This is a genomic window from Polaromonas sp. P3_A5, assembly GCF_056403055.1.
In genome coordinates, this window is the sequence record NZ_JBFUGF010000001.1 from 2,392,063 (window position 1) to 2,407,614 (window position 15,552).

Annotated in this window: 11 protein-coding genes; 5 read left to right on the forward strand and 6 right to left on the reverse strand. The window is 61.9% G+C overall.

Annotation, left to right across the window (positions count from 1 at the left end; translation table 11 throughout):
* Positions 1-65 precede the first annotated feature (65 nt).
* Positions 66-2,210: an AAA family ATPase gene (locus AC1DU8_RS11340; protein ID WP_457278619.1), complete on the reverse strand. Its 2,145-nt coding sequence runs from the start codon at positions 2,208-2,210 to the stop codon at positions 66-68.
* 320 nt (positions 2,211-2,530) lie between these two features.
* On the opposite strand from AC1DU8_RS11340, the gene AC1DU8_RS11345 reads away from it, so the two are divergent.
* Positions 2,531-3,964, forward strand: a complete 1,434-nt coding sequence (locus AC1DU8_RS11345; protein ID WP_477667246.1) for an aldehyde dehydrogenase family protein — start codon at positions 2,531-2,533, stop codon at positions 3,962-3,964.
* Positions 3,965-4,037: 73 nt separating this feature from the next.
* Here the strand turns inward: AC1DU8_RS11345 and AC1DU8_RS11350 are convergent, their stop codons facing one another.
* From AC1DU8_RS11350 to AC1DU8_RS11360, 3 genes are read right to left on the reverse strand one after another with little or no spacing between them, the layout of a single operon-like run.
* Positions 4,038-4,628, reverse strand: a complete 591-nt coding sequence (locus tag AC1DU8_RS11350; RefSeq protein ID WP_457278621.1) for a hypothetical protein — start codon at positions 4,626-4,628, stop codon at positions 4,038-4,040.
* A complete protein-coding gene (locus AC1DU8_RS11355) occupies positions 4,625-5,824 on the reverse strand; it encodes a M48 family metalloprotease (protein WP_477702412.1) in 1,200 nt (399 codons plus the stop codon). The genes AC1DU8_RS11350 and AC1DU8_RS11355 overlap by 4 nt, the downstream gene beginning before the upstream one ends.
* Positions 5,824-6,540 (reverse strand): hypothetical protein, encoded by a 717-nt coding sequence (locus AC1DU8_RS11360; RefSeq protein WP_457278623.1) that lies wholly within the window; start codon positions 6,538-6,540, stop codon positions 5,824-5,826. The genes AC1DU8_RS11355 and AC1DU8_RS11360 overlap by 1 nt, the downstream gene beginning before the upstream one ends.
* A 181-nt stretch (positions 6,541-6,721) precedes the next feature.
* On the opposite strand from AC1DU8_RS11360, the gene AC1DU8_RS11365 reads away from it, so the two are divergent.
* The 4 genes from AC1DU8_RS11365 (at position 6,722) to moeA (ending at position 11,029) form a co-directional block, all read left to right on the forward strand.
* A complete protein-coding gene (locus AC1DU8_RS11365; protein WP_457279763.1) occupies positions 6,722-7,483 on the forward strand; it encodes an SDR family oxidoreductase in 762 nt (253 codons plus the stop codon).
* Between the two features lie 393 nt (positions 7,484-7,876).
* On the forward strand, positions 7,877-9,007 hold the full coding sequence (moaA, locus tag AC1DU8_RS11370) for a GTP 3',8-cyclase MoaA (protein WP_457278624.1): 1,131 nt from the start codon (positions 7,877-7,879) through the stop codon (positions 9,005-9,007).
* A gap of 25 nt (positions 9,008-9,032) precedes the next feature.
* Entirely contained in the window at positions 9,033-9,659 is a 627-nt protein-coding gene (gene mobA / locus AC1DU8_RS11375; protein WP_477670863.1) for a molybdenum cofactor guanylyltransferase MobA, read from the forward strand.
* Positions 9,656-11,029 carry a molybdopterin molybdotransferase MoeA gene (gene moeA / locus AC1DU8_RS11380; RefSeq protein ID WP_477689052.1) on the forward strand — a complete coding sequence of 458 codons (1,374 nt, stop codon included), beginning with the start codon at positions 9,656-9,658 and terminating at the stop codon, positions 11,027-11,029. The genes mobA and moeA overlap by 4 nt, the downstream gene beginning before the upstream one ends.
* Before the next feature lie 29 nt (positions 11,030-11,058).
* Here moeA and AC1DU8_RS11385 read toward each other — a convergent pair whose 3' ends face one another.
* Positions 11,059-12,300, reverse strand: a complete 1,242-nt coding sequence (locus tag AC1DU8_RS11385; RefSeq protein WP_457278627.1) for a hypothetical protein — start codon at positions 12,298-12,300, stop codon at positions 11,059-11,061.
* Between the two features lie 57 nt (positions 12,301-12,357).
* Entirely contained in the window at positions 12,358-15,537 is a 3,180-nt protein-coding gene (locus AC1DU8_RS11390; RefSeq protein WP_477689051.1) for an efflux RND transporter permease subunit, read from the reverse strand.
* Between the last annotated feature and the right edge of the window lie 15 nt (positions 15,538-15,552).

Consider the following 15,552-nt stretch of genomic DNA (forward strand, 5'->3'; position numbering starts at 1 on the left):
AAAAGCCCTGCATTGCAGGGCTTTTTCTTTGGGCGGTGAGGACGAAGCTGCAAAGGTTCGTTGACTCAGGCTGGCATCCACTGGCTGGAACCCGGCCCAGGCAGCGCCAGATCCGGTGCGGCAGTCAGGCTTTCAAAGTACCTGATTTCGCGGAGTGCTTCGCTCAGTGTCATCTCTCCGGCATTCATCAGGCAGCCGGTCAGATACTCCGTCAAGGCGGTGTACTGCGCCAGCGTGGCCTTGGTTTCACTGTAAAGCCGCTCGCTCTGGGCTTCCATGATGCTGCGGGTTTCCTCGTCCGGCGGTGCCGTGCCGCCGTCCTTGAGGAGCGCGGCGTAATTCAGCCGGGTCTTGCGGTACATACCCATTTCAGCCACCGCATGGTGCAGCAGCCGCGTGACACGGGTGATGTCATTGTGGGCGCCGCCCGTGGTTCCGTCTTCGCCGAAGAAGATCTCCTCGTTCGCCATGCCGCCCAGCAGCACCCTCACCTCATGCTCCATGTCACCCTTGGTCTGCAGCAGGTTGCTGTCCTGCTTGTGCAGTACAAAGCCGAGGGCATTGTTGCGGGGGTTGGCCTTCAATGAAATTTTGATGGTGGTCATGTCGGCCAGCAGCGCGTTCCAGTTGTCGCCGGCCAGCTTGCGCCGGTGCTGGAAATCCATCAGGAAGTGGCCCCACTCATGCACGGCGATGATGCGCCGGTCACGCTCGCGCTCTTTGGTGGTGTTGTCGTTGACATTGCCCACCAGCACACGCTCGGCGGCCTGCATCAGGGTATGCGCGCCTATCATCTGGCCCGCCTGCACCGCGATGATGCCGGCCTGGTTGACCATGGTTTCGAGGTCTGCCGGGCTGCAGCCTTCCGTCAGTTCGACAAAATGGCGCAGGTCCATGTCGGGCAGCACCTTGTCGGCACGCTGGCGCAGGTAGTGGCCGGTGATGGCCAGGCGCTCCTGCTGGTTGGGCATGCGGAAGTCGACCTTCATCTGGAAGCGGCGCAGCATGGCCTCGTCCATCTGCAGGTTGGCCGAATTAAAGTTGGACGCCACGATCCAGATGATTTCAGTATCCGATTTGGTCCGCACACCGTCCAGGATGGCCAGCAACATGTTCTGCGTATCGTCGTCATATTTGCGGTTGCCGCCGCGCCGCATGAAAAGGTCCTGCGCTTCATCAAGAAAGACGATGCAGCGTTTACGCCGCTTGGCCAGCGCCAGGATGCGCGACAAGGTGTTCGAGCCGCCGGCCACATAGCCAGTTTCAAGGTTGGCAGCTGAATGGAAAAGAATCGGCAGGTTCAGCTCTTTGGCGAGGTAGCTGGCCAGCTTGGTTTTGCCGGTACCCGCAGGGCCGCTGAACATCACGTTGAAAGGCTTGTTCACGCCATAAGCGGCGTACTCGAGGCGGCGCTCATATTGGTCGCGGATTTGCGCAACCTCGGCCTTGATGTCGTCCATGCCGACGAGGTCCGCCAAGTCGCCGCTGATCTGCCCCGGGGAAATGAACTTGAGGGATTTGCGCTGCCCGCCTGTCTGGTACCAGAGGAAGGCGATGAGCCCCAGCGTCAAGGTCGCTGATACCAGCGCGCTGGCACCGCCTTTCCAGGCATCCTGTTCGGATTGCGGACGTGCGTCACCGAAACGTTGCTCAAGGCGCGCCAGCATGTCCTTGCTCGCATCATCAAGCGCGCCCCGGGGCACGAAGGTGAGCTTGCCGCCCCAGGGCGCTGTGACGGCTTTGTCGGCCAGTATCTTGGTTTCCAAGTCCGAGGGGTAATAGGCGTACTGCCTGCCCTCCGATTCAATCAGCACAAAACGCTCGGAAACGGTCCACAAAATTGGCCGGTAAATGATGGTGATGCGCGTGACCGGATGGGCTTCGAGGAAGCTCAGGACCGACCCGCTTCCGAAGACGACCGGCAATGCGGTGTTGTAAGTCCAGGCCGCTTCAACTCCCGGCCCCGACGCGGCCATGGCCTTGACTTCCAGCGCCATTTTTTCCTGCCGCTCCAGGGTCGACCAGGCGTAATAAGCACTTGCCGGAATCATCAATGCCACGGCCAGAACGGCGAACTTCATGCCAAAGGCCTGGATCGACAACCAGTCGCGCAAACGGGCCACAAAGGCTTTGAACCAGGCCAGCAGGCTGGTGGTGGGCGCGTCGTCGCCGGGTGGGACATCGGCTGGGCTTTTGGTGGGATCAGTCATCGCGGTATGCGTCAAAAATGTGGACCCGCAGTTGCCGGCTGCCTGCCGCTGTCGTCACGCCAATACGGCCGGGCCGCTGCGTAACATGAGCACCGTTCCCTGCAGGAATTGGCAAGGTGCATGTGTAGGTTCAATCCTACATAAATGCCAATCCTGGCGCAGCAAAGGATTTGTAAATTGGCCGGGACACAACGCTGAGGCTGTGACAAACGCACGGTTTTGGGGAGCGTTACCTCGCGGACCGGCCTGCCCTCATGGCCCATTTCTGCCCGTGGGAGGAGGTAACCTCCGGCCAGGGGCAAATTCAGCACAATAGCGCCATGCAGCTCAACTACATCGCCAACACCTCCGTCGCATCTTCTTCAGGCAAAACCATCCCGATGATCGACCCGTCCGACGGGCAGGTGTTTGACGAGATCCAGCGCAGCAACGCGCACGACATTGACACTGCCGTGAAGAGCGCCCGGGAATGTCTGGAACTGGTGTGGGGCCGCTTCAGCGCCGCCGAGCGCGGGCGGCTGCTGATGCGGCTTTCCGCCAAGGTAGCCGAGCATGCCGAAGAACTGGCCATGATCGAGCAGCGCGACTGCGGCAAGCCCACCAAACAGGCACGCGCCGACGCGGCGGCCCTGGTGCGCTATTTCGAGTTTTACGCCGGCGCCTGCGACAAGCTGCACGGCGACACCATTCCCTACCTGGACGGCTACAGCGTGATGACCTGGCGCGAGCCACACGGCGTCACCGGCCATGTGATTCCGTGGAATTACCCGATGCAGATCTTCGGCCGCAGCGTGGGCGGCGCGCTGGCCGCAGGCAACGTCTGCGTGGTCAAGCCGGCAGAGGATGCCTGTCTGTCATTGATTCGCGTGGCGCAACTCGCGGCCGAAGTGGGTTTTCCGGCCGGCGCCATCAACATCGTGACCGGCTACGGCCATGAGGTCGGCGACGCGCTGGCCCGCCACAAGGGCATAGACCACATCAGCTTTACCGGCAGCCCCACGGTGGGCACGCTGATCCAGCAGGTGGCGGCCGAGCGCCATTGCCCCGTTACGCTGGAGCTGGGCGGTAAAAGTCCGCAAATCGTGTTTGCCGATGCCGACCTGGATGCCGCCATCCCGGCCATCATCAACGCCATCGTGCAAAACGCCGGGCAAACCTGCTCGGCCGGTTCGCGTCTGCTGGTGGAGCAGGCGATTTACGAACCCCTGCTGCTGCGCTTGGGCGAAGCCTTTGAAAACCTGCGCGTCGGCCCCGCCGCCATGGACCTGGACGTCGGCCCGTTGATCCGGCAAAACCAGCAGCAGCGCGTGTGGGACTTTTTAAGCGATGCGCAGGTTGCCAACATTCCCATGGTGGCTCAGGGCCAGATCGTCGACGAGGCGCCCGACACCGGGTTTTACCAGGCCCCCACCCTGCTGCGCGACGTGCCGGTGATGCACCGGCTGGCGCAGGAGGAAGTGTTTGGCCCGGTGCTGTGCGCGATGAGCTTCAAAAACGAGGATCACGCAGTGGAACTTGCCAATGCCACGCAGTTCGGCCTGGTCGCCGGCATCTGGACGCGCGATGGGGCACGCCAGTTCCGCATGGCCAAACGAGTCAAAAGCGGCCAGGTGTTCATCAACAACTACGGCGCCGGCGGTGGTGTGGAATTACCTTTCGGCGGCGTGAAGTCATCGGGCTACGGCCGTGAAAAAGGCTTTGAGGCCTTGCATGGCTTCACCACGCTGAAAACAGTGGCCATACGGCATGGTTAACCTGAGCTGAGCCGCGGCACCCAGCCAGGTTCACGACCCACCTGCAAGCCGCCACCATGGCGGCTCTGCGCTGTCAGCCTTTGATTTGCGCCGTCTTCACAACGCTTTCAGCTTTTGGCAAAAGCCGCGGGAAGAATGAAAGCTTGGGGGCGAGGAAAGTGGCGGCAAATAATTCACCGTTTCGCTGGCTGATCCAGCCGACACCGTTGAGCTGCACGTCATCACCCTTTCTCGTCACGGCGAATTCAAACCGCGCACCTTTTTCACCTGCAAATACCGAGGGCTCAACCTTGGTCATGCTGACGATGGAACCGTCGGCCGAATACATGATTTCGAAAAGATTGACCAGTTGGTCAAGTGGCATACCTGCCTGATAGGTTGGAACACGGGCGGCCTTCTGCCCGGCCGGCACACTGCCTGCAGGCCTGACCAGCAGTGCCTGGCCTGGCTTGATGGCCGCCCACAGGCGCAAATGGTCAAGCGTCAGCCCCTCCTGGGTCCACATGTCAAAAGGCTGCTTGGTGCCGGGAGGGGAAACCTTGTTCCAGGCGTCGGTCACCTTGACGGCCAGCCGGTTATTGACCAGTTGCTCACCTTCAACCTTGGTGATGGACATGCAGCCCGACAGGAAAGCGAAGGCAAGAAGGATCAGGAGTTTTTTCATGGTTTAAGTTCCGCAATGTAATTTTTAATAAGACCCGCATCCGCTGCCTCAGGCGCGACGGTGAGGTATTTTTCGAAGGCCTGTACGGCCGAGGCGGTGTCGGTCCGCTGCTTTTGCACCAGGCCGAGCGCCCTGAAAGCCTCGGCCGGAGCCTGTTCAAGAGCGGTCACGCGTGTCAGGTCGTTCAGGGACTCCTGAAGATCTTCCTTGCCTGCCCGCAACCGATACACCTCACCCCGCGCATACAGCGCCTGGCCATCTTCGGGATTGCGCGACAGCAGGCGATTGAACAGCACCAGGCTTTCTTCAAACTGGCCACGCCGGATTTCATCCTGCAGCCACCCGAAGCGGTGCCGGGACATAACCTGCTGATATTCCGCTGCACCCGTTTTACCGCCGCCGTCGCCTGCCAGGCGGAGCAGATCATCACGGCGCGTCTCCAGCGGGGGATGCGTCGCCATCATGGGACTGCGTTTGCCAACGTCTTCACCGCCCGTGATCTTGAGTTCGCCCAGCAGGTTGTCCCACACTTGCGCAGCCTGCCTGCCGTCGTAACCCGCCCGGGTCATGAGGCGCATGCCCAGACGATCAGCCCGCGTCTCGTGGTCCCGGGAAAAAGCGAAAGCGCCGGCCAGCGCACCAAGCTGGCCAATGGCGCCGACAAGGCCGAACATGCCGATGAACTGGGCAAAGGCGGCCCGGCTTCTCAGGTCCCGCAGGCGCTCCAGCGTGTGCCGTTCGATGTAGTGGCCGATTTCATGGCCCAGTACCGCAGCGAGTTGCGCCTCATTCTCCGCGCGCAGCAGCAAGCCGGTCCAGACCTGCATCATGCCGTTCGGCGCCATGCTGGCATTGAAGAGCGGCGTACGCACCACATGCACACGAATATCGGGGCAGTGGTCTCCCGCAAGACGGCATACCAAGTCTTGCAGATATTGGCTCAGTTGCGGGTCACGTACGGTAAATGGACTGCGCCGCAGGCGCGTTTCCTCGCGGTCCATCATTCCCCACAGGCCGCCCTCATCCGTTTCCAGCGCGGGGCGGGCAAAGCGCTCTGCGGGCAAAGGCGGGATGGAGGCAGCCGCAGGGTTCTCCTGGCCAAAGGCTGACAGGCCTGGCAACAGGGCGCCCATGCCCACGCAGTGCTTGCAGGCCGACCGCAAAAAAGCGCGGCGCCCGCCAGCCGGCATGCCCATCATCTGGCGACCGGAAAGCCCTTGAGAAGGGCTTCGATGGTTTCTTTGGCTGGCTCAGGTTCCCTCAGGTCACCTGAGGCCCGGCGCAAATCATTGAACCAGACAATCCGCCCGTTATTCAAATCGACCAGCGAGGCATAGCCAATCTGCGCGCCCCCGGCAATCCCAACGCCCAGCACAGCCATGGCGATCATCGCGGCCTTGCGCTCGCTGCTGGCATAGCTGTCGCGCATCCAGATGAACAGGGCGTAATCAGCCCCCGTCTTGTCCTTGAGAGGCTTGACGGCATCTCCGAGTGACCAGTTCAGGGCATCGTTCTTGGTGGGCAGCTTGAGTACACCACCAATCATGTGGTGCAGAAAAACAGATTGCGCGACAGCTCCGTGCAGGGAGTTGATGTCCGCGAGTTCGTCCATGTCTTTTTCTTCAAGCCCGATCACGTCAGAACCCAACTTGAGCTTGCTCGAAGCCAGACCGGACTTGACGTTTTTCTGGGCAGCCATGGTCCAGTCGGCCCTGGGCTCCTGCACGCCGCCGGCACCGATGGAAAAGAGCTCGAGGTCTGCGGGCACGACAACCAGCTTCGAGGCCGCTGCGCGTTCCGAGAATCCGGGTGCCAGGTTCTTGCTGGATTGTTGCGCGTGCGCTGTCCCCGCGAAAAGCACCAGCGCACACAAGGCTGCACCCGCACCGGTGCGGGCAAATTGATAACTCATGAAATCCCTCCCTTTTATAAAGCGCATTGTAGATGTAACTTCATGTTTCACGAATCCCGTCAAGCGAGAGAGACAGAGGGAAAACCCGCACCACCGTGATCAGCAACAATAAGCAATGGAAGCCGCACGCCACCGTACGGCAGCGTGCGCCGGCAGCAACCTTTACGAGAAAGACAAAATCATGCGGGTCAAGGACAAATCCATCATCGTGACCGGCTCCGGAGGCGGTATCGGGGAAGGCATCGCGCGGCGGCTGGCGGCCGAGGGCGCCAGGGTCATCGTCAACGACATCAATGTGGCGCTGGGCGAGAAAGTCGTCGCTGCCATCGTCAAGGCCGGCGGCACAGCTTCGTTCTTTGCCGCCGACGTCACAAAGTCCGCCGAGGTCAAGGCGCTGGTGGCTGCCGCTGTGCAGCGCTACGGCCGGCTCGACGTGATGGTCAGCAACGCCGGCTGGACGCACCGCAACCAGCCAGCACTTGATGTCAGCGAAGACGATTTCGACAAGTGCTACGCCATCAACGTCAAGAGCATTTACCTGGCTACCATCCACGCCACGCCGGTATTTCGCGAGCAAGGCGGGGGCAGTTTCATCAACATTGCGTCGACGGCGGGGGTACGCCCCCGTCCTGGCCTGACCTGGTACAACGGCTCCAAGGGGGCCGTCATCACGACCTCCAAGTCGCTGGCGGCCGAGCTCGGCCCCGATAACATCCGGGTTAATTGCATCAACCCGGTATTCAACCCCGACACAGGCCTCTCGGCCGAATTCGCGGGTGGCCCGCTGGATGAAGAACGCAAGGCGAAGTTTCGCGCGAGCATTCCGCTGGGACGTTTTTCGACCGCGCTGGATGTGGCCAATGCCGCGCTTTACCTGGCCAGCGACGAAGCGGACTTCATCAGCGGTGTATGCCTGGAAGTAGACGGCGCCCGGTGTGTGTAGAGCCCCCACGGTCGCTCACTTCGTGTAGCTCCCTGCCCCCCGAGGGGGCCGCCCGCCTGCGGCCCGGCAAAGCCAGTCCCGCGGCTCATGCTGGGTTTAAGAGTTCTGTGCGTAACCAGTGCGAGGTATTTCACCAATGGGTGCCGCGGAACCGGCTTTGCCGGGCCGCAGGCACCGTCCCCTGCAAGGGGAAAAGGGCTACACGAAGTGAGCCCGATAGGGGTGTGCCAATTTTTCGGCTTCGCCGGCCCCAGGCGCCGCCCCCTTGAGGGGGGAACGGGCTACACGAAGTGAGCCTGGACGGGGGTGAGCCAATCCCTCTTTGGGGATAAGGCCTGGTTTTAGTGCCCCAGCCGGGCCAATGGGGTAAATTCTCCCTTTGGGCTCCTCACGATGACGACCGACAAAATCATTCCGCTGGCAGATATTCGCTACGCAAGCCGCGTACCGCATATCCCTGCCCGGTTGTCTGCCCCGACGGGCCTGCTGAGCGACACGCTGGGCCGGCCGCTGCGGGATTTGCGCATCAGCGTGACGGATCGCTGCAATTTCCGCTGCAGCTACTGCATGCCGCGCGAGGTATTCGACAAGGACTACGCTTTCCTGCCGCAAACCTCGCTGCTGAGTTTTGAGGAAATCACGCGCCTGGCGAAGATTTTTGTGGCTCATGGGGTCGAGAAAATCCGGCTGACGGGCGGCGAGCCGCTGCTGCGCAAGCACCTGGAGATACTGATCGAAATGCTGGCGAAGCTGCAAACGCCGCAGGGCAAGCCGCTGGACATCACGCTGACCACCAACGCCTCGCTGCTCGCCAAAAAAGCCCAATCCCTCAAGGATGCTGGACTGCAGCGCGTCACCGTGAGCCTTGATGCGCTGGACGACACCATCTTCCGTCGCATGAACGATGTGGACTTTCCGGTAGCCGACGTGCTCAAGGGCATCGAAGTGGCGCAAAAGGTTGGCCTGGCGCCGCTCAAGGTCAACATGGTGGTCAAACGCGGCACCAACGACGCCGAGATCGTACCCATGGCCCGGCATTTCCGCCACAGCGGGGCGGTGTTGCGCTTCATCGAATACATGGACGTGGGCGCCACCAACGGCTGGCGCATGGACGAGGTCCTGCCTTCAGCCCAGGTGGTGGAACGCCTCAACGCCGAATTTCCCTTGGTAGCCATAGACCCCAACTACGCTGGTGAGACCGCCGAGCGCTGGCGTTATGCCGATGGCGCTGGCGAGATTGGCGTGATCAGCAGCGTGACCCAGGCTTTTTGCAGCGACTGCAACCGGGCAAGGCTATCGACCGAGGGCAAGCTGTTTTTATGCCTGTTTGCCAGCCAGGGCCAGGACTTGCGCGCCCTGCTGCGCGGCGGCTACGGCGACGACCAGATCGCGGCGGCTGTGGCCCATATCTGGCAAGGGCGCGATGACCGCTATTCGGAGTTGCGCGCTGCGATGCCCGCTGACACCAGCACACCCGATTCAAACAACGCCAAGCGCGTTGAGATGAGCTACATAGGCGGCTGATTTGACAACCCACGACCACAACACCATGCCCATCCACGCCGAAGCCATCACCGGCGTGATCCTCGCCGGTGGCCGTGGTTCGCGCATGGGCGGGGTCGACAAAGGCCTGCAGAACTTCAACGGCGTTCCTCTCGCCCTGCACACGCTGATGCGGCTGTCGCCCCAGGTCGGTGACGTGATGATCAATGCCAACCGCAACCTGTCCGCTTATGAATCATTCGGCGTTCCGGTGTGGCCCGACAGTACCGGGCTGGGCGAGTTTGCCGGGCCGCTGGCAGGATTCCTGACGGGCCTGGAGCGTTGTGAAACCCCTTACCTGTTGACTGTGCCCTGCGACACCCCGCTGTTTCCCGACGACCTGGTGGCACGGCTTGCCGAAGCACTTGCGCAGGACGGTGCTGACTTTGCCGTGGCGGCGGCGCCCGAAGAAGATGGGCAGCTCAGGCCCCAACCGGTGTTTTGCCTCATGGGTACCCACATGCTGGAAAGCCTGGTGCGCTTCACCCACAGTGGCGGCCGCAAGATAGACGCCTGGACGGCGCAGCACAAAACAGCCATCGTGCCGTTTGACAAACCCGGCGACGACAGCCGCAGCTTCTTCAACGCCAACACACTGGCCGAGCTGCACCAGCTGGAATCCCGCCAGCCGTGAAAACACTCGACCAGATTGCCGCGGAGCTGCAAGGCTACGACCCCCAGGCCCTGTCTGCCGACCAGGTATTGGACTTCCTGTCGCGGCTGGTTATGCCGGTGCAGGAGCAGCTCGAGTTGCCCTTGATGGAGGCTTTCGGGCGGGTGCTGGCCCAGGATGTGGTTTCGCCGTTTGACGTGCCGCCGCACGACAACTCTGCTATGGACGGTTATGCCTTCGATGGTGGGCAGTTGGCTGCAGGCAAGGCGCTCGAGCTGCAGGTGGCCGACGGAACAGCGCTGGCGGGCAAAGCCTGGCAAGGCAGCGCCGGGCCAGGCCAGTGCGTCAAGATCATGACCGGCGCCATCATGCCCTCCGGCCTGGACACCGTGGTGCCGCAGGAGTTTGTCACCCTGCACCAGGATGGCCAGGGCTCGCGCATCAGCATCCCGTCGGGTTTGCTCCGGCCCGGCGACAACCGCCGGCTGCGCGGCGAGGACCTCATGCAAGGCCGGCCGGCGCTATTAAAAGGTGAGCGTATTACGCCCGCCCGCCTTGGGCTTGCAGCCTCTTTGGGCCTTAAAACACTGGCCACCTGGCGGCCGCTGCGGGTGGCCTACTTCTCCACTGGCGATGAGATTTTGTCGCTGGGCGAAGCACCGCGCGAAGGCGCGGTGTATGACAGCAACCGCTACACCGTCTTCGGCATGCTCAGCCGGCTGGGCTGCGAGGTCATCGACATGGGCGTGGTGCGTGACGAGCCGGCGCTTCTGGAGGCCGCATTCAAACGCGCGGCAACCGAGGCCGACGCTGTCATCACCTCCGGCGGTGTCAGCGTGGGCGAAGCAGACTTCACCAAGGCCATGATGAAGAAGCTGGGCGACGTGGCTTTCTGGCGCATTGCGATGCGGCCAGGCCGGCCCATGGCCGTGGGACGGATTTCAATAGAGAAATCGACCTCTAACCCAATAGTTACAGGCGCAAGCAGCTATGAAAAAGATAGCACCCCACACTCATACCCAAATCCCAACCCCAACGGCGCCATCCTTTTTGGCTTGCCCGGCAATCCCGTTGCGGTGATGGTGACGTTCCTGGCCTTTGTGCGCCCCGCCCTGCTCCAGATGATGGGCGCCAGCGCCGCGCCGGCGCCGTTGCTCAAGGCACGCAGCCTGGAGCCCATTCGCAAGAAACCGGGGCGTACCGAATACCAGCGCGGCTGGGTATCCACCGCGCCCGACGGCTCCCTGGAGGTCCGGACCACCGGCAGCCAGGGCTCGGGCGTCTTGCGCTCCATGGCCGAGGCCAACGGCCTGATGGTGCTTCACCATGCGCAGGGCAATGTCGCTGCAGGGGACCCGGTTGACGTCCTCATGTTTGAGGGCGCCCTGTAAATCCCTTGAATGCACGGCGCTGGCAGACCCTAGTCGTTCCGGGTGCCCGTTAACGGGGGTAGGTCTTCGTAGCCGAAAAAATAGGGCACAACCCGAAAGCTCATCAGCAAGCCGCCGTTTTCCGGCGTTGCGTTCAGGCGTTCGTAGTCATGCGCGGCCAGGTGCTGTATTTTTGCGGCATCGCGCTGCCGGCTGAAAACATCATGACGCCACTGATAGACCTCACTGAGTTTTTCCTCGTAGGTGTAGTGGTGGTCGTTGTCGTTGTAATAGTCGTCAAACCGGTTGCCGCCCAGATAGATGGCATTGGAGCCTTCATACCCCGTTTTCTGGCTGGTGCGCTGGTCGGTGTTCAGAAAATAAGCCCAATCGCCCGGGACAAAGTTGCCGGCGGCAACACCGCCCACCATGCGCAAGACCTTGCCTGGCCGTTCAAGCTCCAGCGGATCAAAATCCGTTTCAAAACTCCACATACGGCCGGGTTCCAGGTCAACCAGCGGCTCACCATCGGCCAGTAATCGCCGCTCCACGCCTTGCGCCCTGCCCACGTCCTTCTTGACGCGGCGGAAGTAATCCAGTGCACCCTGGGCGAATACCACCTTGGTCGCGGCGTAGCAGCCTATCTCGTATTTCCCCTGCTCAAAAAACATGTCATTGAGGGCTTTGTGCAAAGGGGTACGAAGCTTGGGCGTTCCATTGATCCAATAGCGGGCATTCCACTTGGCAGGGCCACCCTCTGGCCAGCCCCATTCCAGCACCTCTGCCCAGATCACGGTGTTCTGGCGAATCCCGACATGGTCGGCCAATGCCTGCACATCGCAAGCCTTTCCCCTGAATTCGGTCAATCGGCCCGGGTGCAAAAGGGCCAACAGGATTTCTTTTTTGGAAACCGTCTTGAGCTTGCGTGTCTTGTTGTTTCTCACCGGCACCAGCACTACCTCGTCCTTGATCGCCAGCTCCGGGCGTTGCGCCAAAAACAGGGTGCTCACGGCCGCGCCTGAGCCCAGCAGGGAATACGTCATGGTGCCCCGCGGCTTGTCGACAGTTTCCTGAACCAGGCGGGCTGGAATGCCGAGCTGCTGGAGATATCGGAACATGTGGGGGCCGAGCCGCTCCAGCTGGGACGGTGAACAGAAGAACTGCACGCCATATGCGCCCGTTCCAGGCGCTTCCTGGGCTTGCGCAGAAGCCGTATGGGCCAGCGCAAGCAGGAACGGAATCAGGAGAAAAGAAGCAACTGTACGGATTCGGCCCGCTGGGTTTGCGGTCAAACCGGTTTTCTCATCAGCATGCCAGGGACCCGGCCTGGGGCACGCGGTTCCTCATGATCATTTCGCCACGTACTCCGGGTGTTCAAGGTGTTCATCGGGTTGCTCCCTGGCAATGGCCTTGTTGGCCCCTGGGACCGCCTTGCGGGCAAACAGCGTGTACATGGTGGGCACCACAAACACAGTGAGCAAAGTGCCCAGCGACATGCCCCCCACGATAACCCAGCCGATCTGCGTGCGGCTTTCGGCACCCGCGCCCTTGGCCAGGGCCAGCGGCAAGGCTCCCAGCACCATGGCACCAGTCGTCATCATGATGGGGCGAAGGCGCTGCGATGACGCCTTGACCAGCGCGTCGATCATTTCCATGCCCTGCCCGCGCAACTGGTTGGTGAACTCCACAATCAGGATGCCGTGCTTGGTGATCAGGCCAACCAGCGTGATCAGACCAATTTGGGAATACACATTGAGAGAGCCGCCCGACCATTTGAGTGCCAGCAAGGCCCCGATCATGGACAGCGGCACCGACAGCATGATGACCAGCGGATCGATAAAACTTTCAAACTGTGCGGCCAGCACCAGGAAAATAAACACCAGTGCCAATACAAACACAATGGCCAGGGCGCCCTGCGAGTTTCTGAACTCGCGCGAGGTGCCGTTCAGGTCGGTGCTGTAGCCGGTCTTGAGCACCTTGGCGGCGGTCTGGTCCATGAACTTGAGCGCTTCGCCCAGCGAATAGTCGCCCGCAAGGCTGGCCGTGATGGACACCGAGCGACGCTGGCCGAAATGGTTCAACTCGCGAGGTGACACGCTTTCACGCACCTTCACCAGTGCCGACAGCGGAATCATCGCGTCGTTGCGGCCCCGCACATAAATGCGGTCGATGTCTTCAGGCGTGGTGCGGCCGCTGGCTTCGGTCTGCACGATCACGTCGTACTGCTCGGCATCGCGCTTGTAGCGCGTCACGTTGCGCCCGCCCAGCAGGGTCTCGATGGCCTTCGCGACAACCTGGATGCTGACGCCGAGGTCGGCCGCCTTGTCCCGCTCCACCTCAATGCGCAGCTCTGGCTTGTTCAGCCGCAGGTCTACGTCGGGCGAGACGATGCCGGGGTTTTTGGCGATCTCTTCCAGCATCTGGCGCACCACGGTGTTCAGGTTCTGGTAACTGTCGGAGGTCTGGATCACAAAATTGAGCGGCCGTTCGCGAAAGCCCTGCCCGAGGGACGGCGGTGTGATCGGAAAGGCGGTAACACCGGGCAGTGCGTTGAATTTGGGCTGCAGCTCGCGTGCCATGTCGATGGTGGAGCGCGTACGCTTGTCCCAGTCGACTGTGCGGTACACCACGCTGGCCTGCGCCACCGTCGGGTTGCCCACGTTGGCAAAAATACGGTCGAACTCGGGAAAGGGTTCACCCATTTTTTCCAGCGCCCTGGCATAGCGGTTGGTGTAGTCCAGCGTGGCGCCGTCAGGGGCATTGACGTTGGCCAGAATTACCCCGCGGTCTTCAATGGGCGAAAGCTCCTGCTTCATGCTCGGGAACACCAGCGCGATGGCCAGGGCACTGAGCACCATCACGCCGATGACAAGCCAGCGGGCCTGCAAGGCCATGCCCTTGAGCCGCTGGGCAAGCGAGGGCCGGCCGGCAGCGCCTTCCTCCGCCGCGGGTACGTAACGTGTGGTGACGACCCAGCGCAGCACCGAGCCGTAACGGTCGGAAATCGACGTCAACGCCCGCTCCATGAACCGGTCAAAACGATTGGGCTTGGGATTGTGCTTGAGCAGTTGGGTGCACATCATGGGCGTCAGCGTCAGCGCCACAAAGCCCGACACCACCACCGCACCGGCAAGCGCCAGGGCAAACTCCACGAAGAGCCGCCCGGTGCGGCCCGGCGTAAACGCCAGCGGCGCATACACGGCTACCAGCGTGGCCGTCATGGTGACCACGGCAAAGCCGATCTCACGCGCGCCCTTGATGCCGGCCGAGAACGGGTCCATGCCCTCCTCAATGTGCCGGAAGATGTTTTCCAGCATCACGATGGCATCGTCCACCACCAGGCCGATAGCCAGAACCAGCGCCAGCAGGGTCAGCGTGTTGATGGTGAAGCCCGCCAGCGCCATCATGCCGAAGGTGCCGATCAGGCTCACCGGGATGGTGACGATGGGGATGATGGAGGCACGCAGGGTGCGCAGGAACACAAAGATCACCAGGGCCACCAGCACAATCGCCTCGGCGATGGTGTGGTACACGTTGTTCACGGAACGGTCGATGAACACCGAGTTGTCGTTGGCGACGTCAATCAGCATGTCGGACGGCAGGTCGGCCTTCAGCTTGGGGAAGGCCTCCCGCACACCCCTGGACAGGTCCAGCGGGTTGGCCGTTGCCTGGCGGATGACGCCGACTGCCACAGCGGAGCGGCCGTTGAGCCTGACCGCCGTGCGCTCGTCGGCCGCGCCCTCCTCCACGCGCGCGACGTCACGCACCTTGACGGAAAAGCCGTTCACATTCTTGATGACGATCTCGCGGAACTGCGCGGGCCTGACGAGGTCAGTCTGCGAGGTCACGCTGAATTCGCGCTGCTGGGACTCGATGCGGCCGGCCGGCAGCTCGAGGTTGCTGCGGCTGATGGCGTCTTCCACGTCCTGCGTGGTCAGCTTGTAGGAGGCAAGCTTGTCGGTATCCAGCCAGACGCGCATGGCGTACTTGCGCTCGCCAAAGACGCGCACGTCGGCCACGCCGGTCACGGTCTGCAGGCGCGGCTTGACGATGCGGTTGACCAGGTCGTTGATCTGCAGCGGCGTCAGTGAATCGCTGGAAAAAGCCACCTGGATGACCGGAAAGGCATCGGCCTCAACCTTGGCGATCACAGGCTCTTCAATCGCCTGAGGCAGCCGGTTGCGCACCCGCGACGTACGGTCGCGTACTTCAGCGGCAGCCGAGTCAGCGTCTTTTTCGAGCCTGAAACGCACGCTGATCTGCGCCTGGTCGGCACGGCTGATGGAGGTGATGACGTCGACAGCATCAATGCCTGCGATGGAATCTTCCAGCGGCTTGGTCACCTGCGTTTCTATGACCTCCGCGGATGCGCCTGCATAGCGCACGCTCACGGTCACAACGGGTTCATCGATCTTGGGATACTCACGCACCGAAAGGCGGTTGAAGCTCACCGCGCCAACCAGCACGATGAGGAGGGACAGCACGGTGGCAAAGACCGGGCGGCGTATGGAAACTTCAGCGAGTTGCATAAGGGCCTGTGGGGG